The sequence below is a fragment of the Eubacterium sp. ER2 genome, assembly GCF_000765215.1.
In the GTDB taxonomy this organism is placed as follows: domain Bacteria; phylum Bacillota; class Clostridia; order Lachnospirales; family Lachnospiraceae; genus Claveliimonas; species Claveliimonas intestinigallinarum.
In genome coordinates this window covers 83,696-100,440 of record NZ_JPJE01000019.1, presented here as the reverse complement: position 1 = coordinate 100,440, position 16,745 = coordinate 83,696, and the positions used below count along the sequence as shown (strand labels likewise).

The window sequence follows — 16,745 nt, the reverse complement described above, 5'->3', positions numbered from 1 at the left end:
AGTCTTCTTTTTGTCTTTTTTATCTCACCCGTTCTGTATGGCCGCCAGCGGGCTCAGCTTCATGGCCCGCAGGGCCGGGGCATAGCCTGCTCCCATCCCCACCAGCATGGAAAATCCCACTGCCGCTAGAACCAGCCAGGGGGGAATGAAGGAAATCCCTCCGTCCGCCCCCATGACGTTCTTTGCCGCCGTCAGGGCATTGATGACAGCGGACACGGCAAAGCTCAGCACGCATCCCGCCGCGCCTCCCATCAGTCCGATGAAGGCCGCCTCCAGGAGAAACATCTGGCGGATATTTTTCAGGCTGCAGCCCAACACCTTGATGACGCCGATCTCCTTTGTCCTCTCGTAAATCGACATCATCATAGTGTTGGCAATACCGATGGCCGCCACCAGGAGAGACACTGCGCCAATACCTCCCAGCACCGCCTGGATGATGGCCAGCTGGCTTTTCATGCTCTTCATGAACTCGGCGTTCGTCTCTGCGTTGTATCCCATCTGCCGGATGGCGGCCGCCACGCTGTCCGCCTGGTGGATGTCGTCCACCCGCACAAGGGCCTGGGTGTAGCAGAATTCCCTGTAGGGCTTTCCCGACTTTGTGACCGGCTGCCCCGGCAGAGGGCGGCCCGCGAATTCCTTTTTCAGCATTTGCTTCAGCGTGTCCAGATCACAGTATACACTGGAGAAATGCTCGCCGTAATCCTCCAGGCTGCCCTCTACCACGCCACTGGCCTGCACCGCGTACTTGCGCACTGGCTTCCCCGCTCCTCCGCCAGTGTCGGCGCCGCTCTGTCCGGAGCCGCTCCCCTGGACCGATACCTGGGCTCCCTCGCCTCCTCCGTTCTCTCCGGGGAGGCCGGCCGGGGACATACCACCTTCCCGGCTCCGGCTGTAGCCGCTCTCGTCCAGCACAAGAAACAGGGTATCACGGGCCAGATCGATATCCGGCTGTCCCCCGGATCCATCGTAGAAGCTGCCGCCCCTGCTGTCCGTAAATGAGGTGAGGACGCCGTTCCCATAGACAAGCTCCAGCTTTCCCGCCCCGGTCTGCGGAAGACGCCCGCCGGGGGCCAGCTTTATGTTCCTGCCCTCCAGTCCCTCCGGCGTCATGCCGGTGAGCTGGACCATCGCCTCATAGCCGCCTTTCAGGAGGACAGCCGACACAGTGTAGACAGGCTGCACGCTCTGCACGTGCTCCATTCCGGCCAGCTGGGTTACGAGCTGATCTGTCACCTGCTTCTGCTCCTGCCCTGTCTTTCCGCCGGAGCTGGCAGGAGCTCTCTCTCCCGCCTCCCTTCCGGTGACGGTGATGGTGTTTAGCCCCCCTGTCTCCTCGATCTGCCTGTACATGGCTCTCTGCATCCCCAGCCCGAGAGAGAACATGACCACAATGGAGGTGGTGCCGATGATGACTCCCAGCACAGTCAGGAAGGTTCGCAGCTTTCTCTTCAGCAGACTGCTGCTACTCATCCTCAGAAGGTCCATCCAGCTCATACTGCACCTCCTCTTCCGCTGCCCTTTTCTTTCTTCTCCACATCAGCGCTGCCGCTGTCCCAGCCGCGACCGCCAGCACCGCTGCCGCCGCGGGCAGAACGGGAAACGGGCGGGCCGCTTCCATATCTGTCTGGCTCCAATCTACAGTCTCCACAGCCGTCGCCACCTCCAGCTGCAGCTCCTTCTCCGCCTTAGAGACCTTTCCCGTCTCATCCTCATAGGTCAGGGTCATCTTCACCTTCTCCGGTCCCTTGGTCTCCTTCTCGCCCTCCAGCATGGCGTCTATAGCAGCGCTCGCCCCCGGCTCCACACTGCCCACAAAGAGCTCTTCCTTCTTGATGCCCTTTCCCTCAAACACAGCCTTTACATTGTAGAGCTTTACTCTCCCCAGATTGTAGAGGCTGCAGGACACGTTGGACTCTTCGCCGGGACTGATGACAGCCGGCGTCACCTCAAAATCACTGAACTCGAACCTTGCCTCCTGCCTGACCGGGATGGAGATGCTGGACTGGGCCTCGATCTGAGACGCGTTCTGATCCTCATATTTCATGGCAAGATTGATGCTGTAGGGCTTCTGCACCAGGTCCGCCTTGGCGTTCAGCTGTATGGAAATATCCGCGGTGCCTCCTGCCCCAATCTGGTCCAGATAGAGAGAGCTGGCGCCTGATGCCGGCAGAAAGGCGGGGGCTGTTGTCTGCTCGTCCCTCCCCTCCGTGGGGGCTGCAAGCTCAAAGAGAATGTTGCTCACCCTGGAGGATTTAGACGTGTTCTTCAGGTGGATCGTCAGCTTGAAATCCGTTCCCGCCTTCACCTCTCCCGGGTCTGTGTCAAATCCGGTGACGATCACCCTGGGCACTGTGCCTGACGCAGACTGTCCGCCGCCTGTCACAGGACCGTTCTCAAAGCCTCCCGCCAGGGCCGGCATGGAACCGTCATCAGCCTGCGCCACTGCGGCCGCCGGCGTCCATCCCCCGGATCCGTCCTGATCCCCTCCGGATCCCTGCCAGCTCTCCCCGGCGCTTCCCTGAGGCTGAGAACTGTCCGGCGTCTTTCCGCTCTCCTGTGCGGCCACATTTACATAGAAGGAGCTGCTGCCGCCGATGTCCTCCTGTCCGTCTCCCACAGCGGACACGTCAAAAACCACCCTGTACCGTCCCGGGGCGGCGTCCGGTCTGGCCGTAAACCCGAAGGACGCCTGCCACGTCTCCCCGGGCGCCATGCTTTCCTTCTCCGCCTCATAGCTCTGGTATTCTGTCGCAAAGGGCCACTGTCCTTCCTCTCCCTCCAGCCTCGGGACTGCCTTTACATTCTTCAGCTCCTCCGTTCCGCTGTTCTTCAGCTCCAGGACAAAGCTCTTCGTCTCTCCCTGCCTGTATGTAGTGACTTTGTTCTCCGGAACAGATACCTGTATCCTGGCGGATGCCGCCCTGGCCTCTCCCTGGGGCATCAGCGCCATTCCAAACACAACTGCCGCCACAGCTCCTGCTGTGATCCTCTTAAACCATTTCTTCATCTTCTGTACTCTCCTTTTTCTTTACTTCAATACTCACGATCTTCCCGTCAATGACTTTGATGATCCTGTCTGCCCAGGACGCGAGCTGGGGGTCGTGGGTCACCATCACCAGGGTGCATCCCTGCTCCCTTACCACCTTCTGCATCAGGGACATGATCTCCCTGGATGTGCGGGAGTCCAGATTGCCCGTGGGCTCGTCCGCGAAGATGATCTCCGGGTCAGACACAAGAGCCCGGGCCACGCCTACCCTCTGCTGCTGGCCTCCCGACATCTGATTGGGAAAGTGCTTTCTGTACTTCCCCAGCATGACCCTATCCAGCATCCGCCGGGCCCTCAACGTTCTCTCTCTTTTCTTCATCCCCCGGAAGCTTAAGGGGAGCGCCACATTTTCCTCCGCGTCCATGGACGCGATGAGCTGGTAGGCCTGAAAGATAAAGCCCACGCGGCGCCTGCGGAAGCTGACAAGCTGCTCTTCGTTCATCCTCTCTAGGTGGCACCCGCTGATGACCACCTCCCCCTTGGTAGGCTTCTCAAGCCCCGCCAGCATATTCAGGAGTGTGGATTTCCCGGATCCGGATGTTCCTACGATGGCGCAGAACTCACCCTTCTGGATCTCAAAATCCACGCCATCCAGGGCCCTCACCGTCTCCTCTCCCAGGTGGTACAGCTTATACAGATTTCTGACTCTGATCACGCTCTGCACGTTCAACCCTCCTTTTATCCTTCTGTTTTATTCTTCTGTGTCCGCCTCCCATATCCCGGTCAGGAATGAGTGCACGACAAGGTGAGGGTATCACATAAATCCTAAGGCTTTGCTTGCAATTTATTTAAGATTTTATGAAGATAAGCGAACCGCATTTTCCATTACTTTTTCATCTTGGGCTCAAACACGAGGGAGGCCAGATACCCGAAAATGAGGGCAGCCGAAATTCCGGCGGCGCTGGCCTTGAAGCCACCCAGGAAAATACCGATAAAGCCCTCCTTTTCCACCGCCTCCTTCACTCCGTTCCAGAGAGTGTTTCCAAATCCAAGCAGCGGGACTGATGCGCCGCCTCCGGCGAACTCCACAAAGGGCTGATAGATGCCCAGAAAGCCCAGCACCGCCCCGGTGCACACGAGAAGGACCATGACCCTCCCCGGCATGAGCTTTGTCCGGTCCAGCAGGATCTGGACAAGGGCGCAGATGGCGCCGCCCACCCAGAACGCGTTGATATACTCCATCCTATTCATCCTCCTTCCAGTCCGGGCACTGCTCCAGCACAATACCGTGGGCGATTCCCGGGACGCTGGCCCCCTCGTTGTAGCTGACTGTGGACATGAGAGCCCCTGTGGGTACAAAGAGGACCCGCCTCCACTCCCCGGATATGATTTTGGGCAGGATGTAGGCAGAGAGGGTCACTGCCGCGCATCCGCAGCCGCTTCCTCCCGCATGGGTATCCTGGGACTGCTGGTCAAAGATGAGCTTGCCGCAGTCCAGATGGAGTCCGCTGATGTCGATGCCCTTCTCCCGCATCAGATCCAGAAGGATGCTCTGGCCCACATACCCCAGGTCTCCGGTGATGATCCGGTCGTACTCCTGCGCCTCCCGCCCGAAATCCTCCAGATTGCAGGCAATGGTGTCCGCCGCCGCGGGGGCCATGCAGGCTCCCATATTCTGGGAGTCCTTGAGACCGAAATCCACGATCTTCCCCACCGTCACGCCGGCGATCCGAACCGGGCCGGGCCTGCCTCCCACCAGGAAGGCGGCGCTTCCTGTCACTGTCCACTGGGCCGACAGAGGCCGCTGGCTGGCGTAGCTCAAAGGAAAGCGGAACTCCTTTTCCGCCGTCCCGAAGTGGCTGGAGGTGACTGCCAGCATGTACTCCCCGTACCCTGCCGCTGCACTCATGGCCGCCAGCGCCAGCGCCTCCCCGGAGGTAGAGCAGGCGCCAAAGAGGCCGAACAGAGGGATCTGGAGCTCCTCCGCCCCCATGGAGGTGGCGATCCCCTGGCGGAGAAGATCCCCGCCGTACAGGCAGCGCACCCTGTCCGGGGTCAGATGGGCCTTCCCCAAAGCCAGCACACAGGCCTCCTTCTGGATGCGGCTCTCCGCCTCCTCCCATGTCCTTTCCCCAAAGAGGTCATCCTCCCCGGCCATGTCAAAGAGCTCCCCCAGGGGCCCCTCGCTCTCCTTCTTCCCCACCACCGAAGCGCTGCTTATGATGCAGGGCGCCTCGGCAAAGGCGAGACTCTGAGCTCCCTTTGTCCGCTGGATCATTGGATCACCCCCATTTCTTCCGCAATCCACCAGGCCAGCCCCAGAAGAGAGCTGGTAAAGATCCCGTAAAGGATCACAGGACCGGCGATGGTAAAGATCTTGCAGCCAATCCCCATGACCTGCCCCTCCTTCTTGTACTCAATGGCGGGAGCCGCCACGGAGTTGGCAAATCCTGTGATGGGAACAAGGGCTCCCGCGCCGCCCCACTTGGCGATCCTTCCGTACAGGTTAAGGCCTGTCAGGAGCACGCTCAAAAAGATCAAGAGGACGCAGCACCAGCCTCCGCTCACATCCTTGTCCAGCCCCAGCCTTTCACCGTAATTTAAAATGAATTCCCCCAGGGTGCAGATCACACCCCCTGTGAAGAAAGCCTTTGCCATATTCAGAGGCAGGCAGTGCACGGGAGTCTTCTTTTTCACATAGTCCCTGTACGCCTGCGCTTCCGTTTCTGTCCTGTTTGCCATATCCATCTCCTCCTGCCTGTCTTTTCCTGCTGCTGCCTCCCTGCCGCTGCCTCCCGCCGCTGTCCTTTGCCACTCCCCGGCACAAAAAGGCCTATCCTCCCCACTGGTTCCAGAAGAAGAGCAACGCTCCCACTCCCTTTCCCAGGGCCATGCCCAGGATTGCCAATGACACGCACTTTGTCAGATTGATCCTGCGGATGAAAACCGGGAATACATTCAGCACCTCCGCCAGGGCCATGGCCCAGCACCCGGTAAAAATCCCCGCCAGCAGTCCGAAGACCGCCAGCAGGGGGGCTCCCCCGGGCAGCGGGATCTGGTAGACGAAAAACAGATTGCCCAGCGCCCCTCCCAGGGCCGCCGCGTCCTCGTAGAGGAGAATGTTGTCCCCCGTGTGGGTCCTGTCCGCAAAGTCGGCCAGGATGCCAAGCTCTATGATAAAGGAAAACAGTCCCCCCGCCACGGTGATCCCGGCGCTAAGTCCCAGAATTCCCAGGACGATCTGCTGTATCCACATCCAGCTCCTTCCCCTTTCTGGAGTAAGTCTCGATGAGCGCGTTCTGTATCTCTCCCTCGTAGGTGCGCATCTGCACCTCGATGGGCGTGGGATCCTCGGAGAAGCGCTTTTTTCCAAAGTGATTGAAGAAAACCAGTATGCCTGCCACAAGCCCGAGGCTGTAGCTCAGCTCCAAAATGGTAAAGCCCTGCTCCTTCGTCCCTGTCATCAACTCGTAGACCTGGCCGAAAAGCCTTGTCACATCCACATCATTGTTGAAGGCCATGATGGAGAAGGCCGCCCCCGCAAATGTCAGCGCAGCCACTCCGGCTGTCTTTACCGCGTGCAGCAGCTTTCCTCCCGACCCGGGTTCCCTGTAGGTGACGATCACATCCGGACTTCCAAGGCATACCACATCGGCCTTTGGGAATTCCCCATGTATGGCCTCAATCGCCTTCAGGGCAGAGATGGCTTTTCTCATAATCTTCTTGTTCCCGGCCGGTCTCTCCCCATCCCGGAACCGGAACAGGCGTATGGTCTTTATCTTCGCCTTCTGGAGGGCGCCGGCGCACTCTATCTGAAATACATCCCCCACAGTCACAGCCGTCTTATCCACTTCCACATTGCCGTCTGCCTTTAAATAGACTGTATCTGTCCTGTCCGCCATAGCTGCTCTCCACCTGCCCCCGGCATGGCCTCCTGCCGCTCCACCAGGGTTCCTTCTGTCACACTTGTATTTTTCTTCATCTCCTGGAAATACCAGACCACACCCAGGATAACGGCCAGAGCCACTACACAGAGAAGGCATACCCTTATCTTTTTCCTGGCTTTCTCCATATCCACTCCTCCTTCACTGCCGTTTCTGGAAATAGTATGGATAAGCCCAAAGGAAAATATACGTCAGGGTATGCCTTTTTTAAATTTTTTCTCTCATCCTCTCCAGTATTTTTTTCTCCATCCGTGAGACCTGGACCTGGGAGATCCCCATCAGCTTCCCCACCTCCGTCTGGGTCTTGTCCGCAAAATAGCGCAGGTAGATAAGCCTTCTCTCCTGAGGCTCAAGCTGTTCAAGAAGCTGAGAGAGGAGCATGTGGTCCAGAAGCCTCTCCTCCCTTGCCTCCCTCTCCTCCAGCTTGTCCAGAAGCTGGATCTCCCTCCCATCCTTCTGGTAGATGGTCTTGTGGAGAGACTCCACCTCCGCCCCGGCCTCCATGGCCAGCACCAGCTCTTCGGTCTCCACCCCGGCCTCCCGGGCCACCTCCTCCACTGTCGGCTCCCTCCCGGTCCTCTCCCGCAGCTTCTCCCTGCACGCATTGGCCCTGCCGGCGGTCTCCTTCAGGGAGCGGCTCACCTTGATCATGCCGTCATCCCTCAGAAACCGCTTGATCTCCCCGGAGATCATGGGCACCGCGTAGGTGGAAAATTTCACATCGTAGGACAGGTCGAACTTGTCGATGGCCTTCAGAAGGCCGATACTTCCGATCTGGAACAGATCCTCCACCTCCGCTCCCCGTCCACGGAAACGCTTTACAATGCACCATATAAGTCCTGTGTTTTCCTCCACAATCTGTGCCTTCGCCTCTTCATCCCCTTCGTGAGACTTCTGTATCAAAGCGATTGTGTGGTCCATATCTCCCTTCCTCTTCCGATCTCCTTTCTCATTTTCACCGTGGTCCCTCTGCCCGGCTCCGACTCCACTTCCAGCTCGTCCATGAATGCCTCCATAAAGGAAAAGCCCATGCCGGACCGCTCCATCTCCGGCTTGGTGGTAAAGAGGGGCTCCATGGCTTTTTTCACATCCGGTATTCCCACACCCTCGTCGGACACCTCCAGGAACAGGCTCTTCCCCTGGATCCAGGCCCGGATATGTACCTTGTGGAGGGTGTTCTCATAGCCGTGTATGATGGCGTTGGTGACCGCCTCCGACACCGCTGTCTTCACGTCCGACACCTCCTCCACCGTAGGGTTTAACTGGGTCATAAAGGCCGCCACCGTCACTCTGGCAAAGGCCTCGTTGGACGAGTGACTGTCAAAAGAAAGCTCCATCTCATTTGTAATATCCCCTATACGCTCCATCTTATTTATCCTCCTCATAGATCTGCATGATTTTCATAACGCCGGACATGGTGAGGATCTTTTTCATCCTCTCATTGGTGTGGACAGCCCACACCTCGCCGCCCATCATGTACACCTTCTTATAGCGCCCCATGATGACTCCTATGCCGGAGCTGTCCATAAAGCCGGTGTCCGCAAAGTCAAAAATGATATAGCGGATGTGCTCCCTGTCAATGAGCCTGTCCGCCTCCCTCTTGATCTCCTCCGCGTTGTGGTGATCCACATCCTCCGGCAGAAAAATAGTGAGACAGTTCTCCTGTACCTGATACTTCAATTGTCATTCCTCCATCCTTTTCTTTTTACAAAAAAGAAGGATATACCTTTTCGTATATCCTTCTCTTTCGTGTCTTTTTATTCCGCTTTTTCTCTGTCATAAGCCCTCTACTGGGAGGACTCATCCCCGGAGCTGTCGTCTCCGGATGTATCAATATTGGGATACTCGGTCTGTACCCGCTCTGTCCATGTGTTCGCATTCTCTGTGTCCCCGGAGGCAGAGTATGCCTGGGCCAAAAGCCACATGGCCTGACCGTCGTCATAGCCTGCGTTCATCTGCATGACTGTGTTCAGGTTTGTGATGGCGTCCGCGTAGTTGGCCACCTCATAGTTCTGCTGGGCCGTGTAGTAGAGGGTCTCACAGTACCGGCCGTAAATGTCCTCTGTCATGGAGTCGAACTGCTCCCTTCCGACCGTGCCCAGCGAGTCCGGGTTGACCTTCAGAAGCTCTGTGACCATGGCGGCGTCGCTCATGTCCTCCGACCGGTAGTGATCGTACATATTCAGGACGATCTCATAGCTCTCCTGGGTGGAGGCCGCCGTCTGCTGGGCCGTCTGGGTGGCTTCGCTGTTGGCCCGGTACTGCTCCAGCTCTGTCTGCAGCGCGCTGATCTGGGCGTCCTGCTCTGCGATCTGGTCGCTGAACTCCTTCACCTGGTGGTTGGTCCTCTTCGCCGTGGAGCTGTTCACGGCGGGCATGATGAGAAACCACATGACAGCCACTCCCACCACCAGTCCGATGACAATGTTCACGATCGTCATGATACCCGCATTTTCCTTGGCTCCCGTTGAGGCAGGCTGGATGATGGTCTCGTTGCCGATGTTGTATGTGACAGTCTGGGGCTTTTCCTTTTTCCCCTCCTTCTCCGCCTGGCGCACGGCCCGGTTCCTGCGCAGCTCGTTCAGCTCGTGCATGTAGCGCAGGGTGATATCGTTGGTGGTGTCCAGCCTGTGGGCCTCCTTCAGCGTGTGCCTGGCTTTCCCGTACTGCTGGGTGTGGAGATAGAGCAGGGATAAGAGCTGATAGGCCTTCAGAAAGGAGGGGTGGTCTGCCACCACCTTCTTCAGCTGTATGATGGCCAGATCCTCACCGTCCTGGTAGCAGTAGGAGAGGCTCTGGTTGAATTTTCGGATAGCCTGGTTTACTTTCTCAAGCTCTGTCGGATTTTCCTGCAGCTTCTTTATATAGTAATTGGCGATGTTCTCATGGGACTGGAAATTCTTGCTGAGGATCCACTCCACAAGCGCCTCCCCGACTTCTCCCCGTCCATAATAGACAAGCCCCAGAAGGTTTCTCGCCGCAATGTTTTCCCTGTTGTACTGAAGGCTCTTCTTCAGGGATGTGACCGCCCCGGACATATCCCTGATCCTGGCCCTCTTAAGTCCGTCATTGTACCAGTAATTGGACTGGTACACCAGTTTCTGTGTATACTCCATATAATCCCCGTATTCTTTCTTATTTCTGACTTCCTTTGTCTGTTCTACTTACTGTTGTTTGTCTGCTCGATCATCTCCCGCAGGATATCGCTCATATCTGTCAGATCCTCCTGATATACTGCGTCCTCTATATCTTCCACTTCCACGCTTGGCTGGAATTTTTTCAGTTCTTCTTCATAGTTCAGCATAAATCTGTACCTCCTCTATGTGCAGACGGCCCTTCTGATGTGCGGGCTGCCTCCTCTGATATACAGGCAGTTCCCTCTGTGATGAGCCTGCGCAGCTCTCCGATCAGATACAGAGAACCGATGCAGTACAGGCTGCGGCCCTCCCTGCGGCTGACAGCCGTTCCAAGAGCCGCTGCCGGCTCAGGGCAGACAAGCACCGGCCTGTCCGTGTAGCGCGTGAACACCTCTTTCAGCTCCCCGGCGGGAACTCTTCTGCCGTCGCTGATTTCTGTAACAATATACAGACTGGCCTTCACCCTGTCACACAGGATGGATGCCATCTTCTCATACTCCTTGTCCGACACGGCGGAAAACAGGATCACCGGCTCCCTCTCGCCCAGGGCCTCCAGGGTGTCCGCAAAAGCCTCCACAGCCCCCGGATTGTGGGCTCCGTCCAGGAAGATCCCGGGCCGTACCTCCTCCATCCGTCCCTTCCAGACAACGGAGGCCACCGCCTCTTTCCATCTCTTATAATCGATATATTCCTCCGGAAGCACTGTCTCCAGCGCTGTCAGAGCCAGGGACACGTTCATCATCTGATAGGTCCCGCAGCCCCGTATCGTCCAGAGTTCATCTTTATCATACGCACTGGCCCTTGAAAATGCAATATGTTTCCTTGTAATTTCCCGGATTTCGAACGCATTTTTCCCAAGCTTTCTACACGGTGCGTGCAGGGCCTGTGCCCGCTCCTCTATGACCGCGGCGGCCCTGGGATCCGTCCCGTCGAAGATGACGGGCACTCCCTCCTTGATAATTCCCGCCTTCTCCGCGGCGATCTGCTCCACGGTATCCCCCAGGTACGCTGTGTGATCCAGGCTGATGGAGGTGATCACAGTGACAGCCGGGCGCTCCACCGCGTTGGTGGCGTCCAGCCTGCCTCCCATGCCCGTCTCCAGGATGATATACTCCACATCCGCCCTTTCAAAGGCCACCATGGCCATCCCGAAAAGAAACTCAAAATAAGAAGGATGGGAGACGCCGTCCGCCGCCATCCCATCCACTGTCGCTTTCACCTGCTCAAACACGGCAAGGAATTTCCCGTTATCAATCTGTTCCCGGCCGATCACGATCCGCTCATTTAAGGCAATCAGATGGGGGGAGGTGAAAAAGCCTGTCCACCGCCCCATCTTCAGGAGCACAGCCCGCATATAGGCGCAGACAGAGCCCTTTCCGTTGGTCCCCGCCACATGGATGATCTTTCTGTCCAGTCCGGGATTTCCCAGCCTTTCCAGGAAATCCCGGATGTAGGCCAGGGAATGCTTCTCTGTAAATTTCGGTATTTCTTCTATATACGCAGATGCCTCTTCATAGGTCATGTCTACTCTTCCTCTTCTCCGTTTGCCGCAAGCCAGGATACACCCTCCTGATCCGCGCTTCCCGTCCCCGGCACCTTGGTCAGGGTGCCATCCTGGTAAATATACTGGCAGGAGGTGCGGAAAATAGTGTTGCTGGATCCCACCTGGCTGACTGTCACCACGTCCCCGTTCTCCAGAGTCGTCTCCGGCAGCTCGATCCTTGTGTTGTTCAGGAAGGTGCTCTTCTGCCTCTCCCCGTTCACATAGACCCTGCTGTTCTTTGTAAAATTCTCTCCGTAGAGGCTGTAGCCCTCGTCCAGCTTGGGCACCAGATCCGTGATCTCCACGTCCTTCACGCCCATCTGCATGTGGCCCTCCGTGATAGGCGGGTTTCCGTTATAGACATACTGCTCCCCGTACATGATATCGTACTGGAGAAGCTCCAGGTCGGCCAGATAATTCCTTGTCTGGCGGCGCTCCTGATGATAGTTGAAGACTGTTCCGGAATGGATGTCCAGACGCTCCATCACATCCGCCATGATCTGATAGGAGGGAATATTCCTGTCCTCCTTGGCAAGACCGATATTGTCCCAGATCACATAGTTTGTATTGTAGAGGTAGCGGCTCTTTAGATCCTCCGCCTCCAGCCCCATAGTGGGGAGATGGTCCCCGTAAAACACGATGACTGTGGGCTCTCCCCTCTTCTCGATGGCAGCTACCAGATCCCCGGCAAACTTGTCCATCTCGTAGACCTGGTTCACATAGTACTCCCATTTATTCTTGAGGGCCTCGTCCTCGATGCCCTCCACCTTGATCTTCGGGTTCTCGATGACCTGCTCCTCCGGGTAATCTCCATGTCCCTGGACACTGACTCCGAACACAAAGTCCTCCTGCTCCGTGGTATCCATGGCTTCCAGGATGTTGTCGATGAGCACCTCGTCCTTGGCCCATCCGTTTTCCGTGGTCTGGAGGATGTTCATGAACTCCTTGCTGGTGAAGGTGTCAAAGCCCATCATATTGTACACTCTGGCCCGGCTGTAGAAATTGCCTCCGTTGTTGTGAAGAGCATGAGTCCCGTAGCCCAGAGCGGAAAAGGCGGTAGCCGCGCTCTCCGTGGGCTGGAACTTTACAATCGTCTTGTAGGGATACTCACCCGGTCCGAAGTACCGCATGTTCATGCCCGTAAGCACCTCGAACTCTGTGTTGGCCGTCCCGGCACCCACAGAGGGCACCTTGAAATAGCCGGATGAATACTTCTGAGCCATGGCGTGGAGATTGGGAGTGGCATCCTCGGAGGTGGTAAAGAACTCCGCCTCGGCCACGTCAAAGTAGGACTCCAGCTGAATGAAGATCACGTTCGGCAGATCCTCCTGGGACCGGCCAGTCTCGTTCTTTGTGATCTCCCCGTTATTACTGATGGCCTCCATGGTCTCCCGGCTGTAGCCGTTGGGCTCGTCAATGCCTGTGTTGAAAAGGCTGGCCATAAAGCAGTAGGGGAGTCCGTAGTCCTCATAGGCGAAGGCAATGTTTCCAAAATAATTGGACACCACCCTCTTGTCCAGAGCCACCTGGGAAATGAACGTGTAGGCTCCGAAGCACACCACCACGCCAATGAGCGCCAGGACGCGGTGCATCTTTCCCTCAAACTGGCCGCCCCGCCTCCACATGGACACGCTCCACACGATGACAGCCGCAAGGCCCACGATCACCAGTACCAGCTCCATTGGTTCAAAATAGTTGTTGATCAGAGCCAGTCCCTCTCCCGCGGCCTTCAGGTCCTGGGCATTGAAGGGCGTCACCCGGACCATCAGCATATAGCCGTTGGCCACACCCAGCACCAGCCAGAGCACGCTGATGACAATGCGGGCAAAGACCCGCCTCCTCACCAGGTACACGACCGTGAAGGTCATAAAAATCATAAAGGCATTGTATAGAAATACGAGGGGCGATCCCACCATATAGTCCCAGGCCTCAAAGGCAGAGTGCCTGGAGATCGCTTCTATGACAAAATTGATCAGACACGCCAGCAGGGCATGGAACACCAGCGAAAAGCGGTTCATGAACGCGTAGACCGGCTTCATTTTCCGGGCAAAGGGCCCGTTGCGCCGGGCCTCCAGGATCCTCTCCCGGCGCTCCTTTCTCGCGCGGTGCCACGCCTTGATATCTTCTTTTTTCAAATGTCTGATTTTATAAAGGGTGCCTCTGATATCCGGCTTTTTCAAGTGAATTTTTTTCATTGTCATCCCTTTCCTTTTCCCTGTGGTTCATCTGCTCCCTGCAATCTCCCGGCATTGCCGCCCGGATGCCGCTTACCTGGATATCTTCTCTTTCAGAGAGGCGAGACGGTCTTTTACCTGAGCCATCATCTGCTCATATTTTTCCAGCTTTTCTCTTTCTTCCTGCACTTTGGCAGCCGGCGCCTTACTGACAAACCTCTCGTTGCCCAGCATACCGTTAGAGCGGGCGATCTCCTTTGTCAGGCGGGCCTCCTCCTTTGTGAGGCGCTCCAGCTCCTGGTCAAAGTCGATCATATCCTCAAGCGGCAGGTAGGCAGTCGCATCCGGAACCACCACAGAGATGGCATCCTCCGCAATGCCCGACTTGTCCTGCTGCGCAATAAATTCCGATGCGTTTGTGAGCCTTTGCACAGCGTCCTTCAGCATCTGGAAGCCGGTCAGCAGCTCCTGATCCTGGCTCACCACGTAGATCTTGATCTTTCTGCCGGCAGGCACGTTCATCTCCGCCCGGATGTTTCTCACACCGCTGGCCAGGAGCTTTAAGTGCTCCACCACATTCTCCGCCTGGGGGAACTCCCACTCCTCTTTATACTGCGGCCAGTCGGACATCATCAGAGACTCCTCCTGGGGAATGAGCTTGCTGTAGATCTCCTCTGTCACAAAGGGCATGAAGGGATGGAGCAGCTTCAGCGCGTTCTTCAGCACTTCTCTCAGAGTCCAGAGAGCCATGCCCGCGGACTCAGGATCTTCCTTGGCATTGTACATTCTCTGTTTTACAAACTCGATATACCAGTCGCAGAACTCATCCCAGATAAAGTCGTACACCTTCTGGAGGGCAATGCCCAGCTCGAATTTATCCATGTTCTCCGTCACTTCCCGGATCAGCTTATTGCACTTGGAAAGGATCCAGCGGTCAGCGGGAAGCAGCTTAAGGAGATCCGGCTCTGTGATTTCCTTGCCCTCCATATTCATGAGGATGAACCTGGAAGCGTTCCACACTTTATTGGCAAAGTTACGGCTGGCCTCCACTCTCTCATTGTAGAAGCGCATGTCGTTTCCGGGGGCATTTCCTGTCACAAGAGTCATTCTCAGGGCGTCGGCTCCGTACTGGTCAATGATCTCCAGCGGGTCAATACCGTTTCCTAAGGACTTGCTCATCTTGCGTCCCTGGGAGTCCCGCACAAGACCGTGGATAAACACAGTGTGGAAGGGGCACTTTCCAGTATGGGCATACCCGGAAAATACCATACGGATCACCCAGAAGAAAATAATATCGTAGCCTGTCACGAGCACGTCTGTCGGATAGAAGTAGTCCAGATCCTCGGTCTTCTCGGGCCATCCCAGAGTGGAGAAGGGCCACAGGGCGGAGCTGAACCAGGTATCCAGCGTGTCCTCATCCTGTGTGAAATGGGTGCAGCCGCACTTCGGGCATTTTTCAGGCATGCCTCTTGACACCACTACCTCGCCGCACTCGTCGCAGTAGTAGGCCGGAATCCGGTGTCCCCACCAGATCTGACGGGAAATGCACCAGTCGCGGATATTTTCCAGCCAGTGCAGATAGATCTTGTCAAACCGCTCCGGCACAAACTTCAGGTCGCCGTTCTTGACCGCCTCGATGGCCGGCTTTGCCAGCTCGTCCATCTTCACAAACCACTGCTGCTTGATGAGAGGCTCCACTGTGGTGTGGCAGCGGTCATGGGTTCCCACGTTGTGGGAATGGGGCTCTACCTTCACAAGGTATCCCTGCTCCTCCAGATCCTTCACCATGGCCTTTCTGGCCTCGTAGCGGTCCATGCCTGCGTATTTTCCACCATACTGCTCATTGATGGTGGCGTCGTCGTTCATGATATTGATCTCAGGCAGATTGTGGCGCTTTCCGACCTCAAAGTCGTTGGGGTCGTGGGCCGGCGTGATCTTCACCGCTCCGGTTCCGAACTCCTTATCCACATAGTAGTCCGCCACAATGGGGATCTCCCTGTCAGTCAGAGGGAGCAGACATTTTTTGCCCACAAGGTCTTTGTAGCGCTCGTCATCCGGATGTACCGCGATGGCTGTGTCTCCCAGCATGGTCTCCGGACGTGTGGTCGCAATCTCCAGGTAATCGTCAGTTCCCACGATGGGATACTTGATGTGCCAGAAATGTCCCTCCTGCTCCTCATGCTCTACCTCCGCGTCGGAGAGGGATGTCTTGCACACCGGGCACCAGTTGATGATCCTGGAGCCTTTATAGATATAGCCTTTCTCATACAGGCTGATGAAAACCTCCTCCACTGCCTTGGAACAGCCCTCGTCCATGGTGAACCGCTCTCTGTCCCAGTCGCAGGAGACGCCCAGCTTCTTCAGCTGCGCCTCGATGGTTCCCGCATATTCTTCCTTCCACTGCCAGGTGCGCTCCAGGAACTTCTCCCGTCCCAGCTCCTTCTTGTCAATGCCTTCCTCTTTCAGCTGGTTGGTCACCTTCACCTCCGTGGAGATAGCAGCGTGATCTGTTCCCGGGATCCAGAGGGCGTTGTAGCCCTGCATCCTCTTATAGCGGATCAGGATATCCTGCAGGGTGTTGTCAAGAGCGTGGCCCATGTGCAGCTTTCCGGTAATGTTCGGTGGCGGCATCACCGTTGTAAAGGGCTTTCTGCTCCTGTCCACTTCCGCGTGGAAATATTTTTTCTCGCACCACTTGTCGTATAGCTTTGGTTCGATCTCTTTTGGATTGTAGGTCTTCTCCAGGTTCTGACTCATGTTCTTCCTCCTCATAATCATTCTTCCGGCTGCTGCGCAGCTCATGTAACTGATGCGGTGAAGGGTTATTATTGAATAAAAAATCACCCCTCACTGAAACGTAAAGGGCGAATTCTATCTGTCCGCGGTACCACCTTTATTTAATATGGAAGAAACTCCTCCATACATCTTCTCTTATTCTGTAACGTGAACGACTCCGGGATG

17 protein-coding genes and 1 other annotated feature (1 of these 18 cut by a window edge) are annotated in these 16,745 nt (G+C 56.5%); all 17 genes read right to left on the bottom strand.

Annotated elements, in window-relative coordinates; all coding sequences use genetic code 11:
• Positions 1-24: 24 nt before the first annotated feature.
• Complete coding sequence (locus NI21_RS0107850) at positions 25-1,494, bottom strand: ABC transporter permease (protein ID WP_033125688.1); 1,470 nt, start codon at positions 1,492-1,494, stop codon at positions 25-27.
• The gene (locus NI21_RS0107845; protein WP_033125687.1) at positions 1,463-3,007 is read right to left on the bottom strand and encodes a COG1361 S-layer family protein; all 1,545 of its coding nucleotides are present in this window, start codon (positions 3,005-3,007) and stop codon (positions 1,463-1,465) included. The genes NI21_RS0107850 and NI21_RS0107845 overlap by 32 nt, the downstream gene beginning before the upstream one ends.
• Positions 2,991-3,710 (bottom strand): ABC transporter ATP-binding protein, encoded by a 720-nt coding sequence (locus tag NI21_RS0107840; RefSeq protein WP_081958013.1) that lies wholly within the window; start codon positions 3,708-3,710, stop codon positions 2,991-2,993. Before NI21_RS0107840 ends, NI21_RS0107845 begins: the two co-directional genes overlap by 17 nt.
• A 161-nt stretch (positions 3,711-3,871) precedes the next feature.
• On the bottom strand, positions 3,872-4,228 hold the full coding sequence (gene spoVAE, locus NI21_RS0107835; RefSeq protein ID WP_033125685.1) for a stage V sporulation protein AE: 357 nt from the start codon (positions 4,226-4,228) through the stop codon (positions 3,872-3,874).
• A 1-nt stretch (position 4,229) separates the two neighbouring features.
• Complete coding sequence (locus NI21_RS0107830; protein ID WP_207750573.1) at positions 4,230-5,264, bottom strand: stage V sporulation protein AD; 1,035 nt, start codon at positions 5,262-5,264, stop codon at positions 4,230-4,232.
• Positions 5,261-5,728, bottom strand: coding sequence for a SpoVA/SpoVAEb family sporulation membrane protein (locus NI21_RS0107825; RefSeq protein WP_330635886.1), 468 nt, complete (start codon positions 5,726-5,728; stop codon positions 5,261-5,263). The genes NI21_RS0107830 and NI21_RS0107825 overlap by 4 nt, the downstream gene beginning before the upstream one ends.
• Before the next feature lie 91 nt (positions 5,729-5,819).
• Positions 5,820-6,242, bottom strand: coding sequence for a stage V sporulation protein AB (locus NI21_RS0107820; RefSeq protein WP_033125683.1), 423 nt, complete (start codon positions 6,240-6,242; stop codon positions 5,820-5,822).
• Positions 6,202-6,888, bottom strand: coding sequence for a stage V sporulation protein AA (locus NI21_RS0107815; protein WP_033125682.1), 687 nt, complete (start codon positions 6,886-6,888; stop codon positions 6,202-6,204). Before NI21_RS0107815 ends, NI21_RS0107820 begins: the two co-directional genes overlap by 41 nt.
• Positions 6,858-7,058: a hypothetical protein gene (locus tag NI21_RS0107810; RefSeq protein WP_033125681.1), complete on the bottom strand. Its 201-nt coding sequence runs from the start codon at positions 7,056-7,058 to the stop codon at positions 6,858-6,860. Before NI21_RS0107810 ends, NI21_RS0107815 begins: the two co-directional genes overlap by 31 nt.
• Before the next feature lie 79 nt (positions 7,059-7,137).
• On the bottom strand, positions 7,138-7,851 hold the full coding sequence (gene sigF, locus NI21_RS0107805; protein ID WP_033125680.1) for an RNA polymerase sporulation sigma factor SigF: 714 nt from the start codon (positions 7,849-7,851) through the stop codon (positions 7,138-7,140).
• Complete coding sequence (gene spoIIAB / locus NI21_RS0107800; RefSeq protein ID WP_033125679.1) at positions 7,830-8,297, bottom strand: anti-sigma F factor; 468 nt, start codon at positions 8,295-8,297, stop codon at positions 7,830-7,832. Before spoIIAB ends, sigF begins: the two co-directional genes overlap by 22 nt.
• A 1-nt stretch (position 8,298) precedes the next feature.
• Positions 8,299-8,610, bottom strand: a complete 312-nt coding sequence (locus tag NI21_RS0107795; protein ID WP_033125678.1) for an anti-sigma factor antagonist — start codon at positions 8,608-8,610, stop codon at positions 8,299-8,301.
• Positions 8,611-8,717: 107 nt separating this feature from the next.
• Positions 8,718-10,046, bottom strand: a complete 1,329-nt coding sequence (locus tag NI21_RS15860) for a hypothetical protein (RefSeq protein ID WP_052084011.1) — start codon at positions 10,044-10,046, stop codon at positions 8,718-8,720.
• A 44-nt stretch (positions 10,047-10,090) separates the two neighbouring features.
• Positions 10,091-10,234, bottom strand: coding sequence for a hypothetical protein (locus NI21_RS16880; protein ID WP_164488608.1), 144 nt, complete (start codon positions 10,232-10,234; stop codon positions 10,091-10,093).
• Entirely contained in the window at positions 10,228-11,589 is a 1,362-nt protein-coding gene (locus tag NI21_RS0107785) for a folylpolyglutamate synthase/dihydrofolate synthase family protein (RefSeq protein ID WP_081958012.1), read from the bottom strand. Before NI21_RS0107785 ends, NI21_RS16880 begins: the two co-directional genes overlap by 7 nt.
• A 2-nt stretch (positions 11,590-11,591) precedes the next feature.
• Complete coding sequence (locus NI21_RS0107780) at positions 11,592-13,805, bottom strand: LTA synthase family protein (protein ID WP_033125677.1); 2,214 nt, start codon at positions 13,803-13,805, stop codon at positions 11,592-11,594.
• 72 nt (positions 13,806-13,877) lie between these two features.
• Positions 13,878-16,541: a valine--tRNA ligase gene (locus NI21_RS0107775; RefSeq protein ID WP_033125676.1), complete on the bottom strand. Its 2,664-nt coding sequence runs from the start codon at positions 16,539-16,541 to the stop codon at positions 13,878-13,880.
• 100 nt (positions 16,542-16,641) lie between these two features.
• Positions 16,642-16,745, bottom strand: a binding site (T-box leader); it runs 154 nt beyond the window's last position.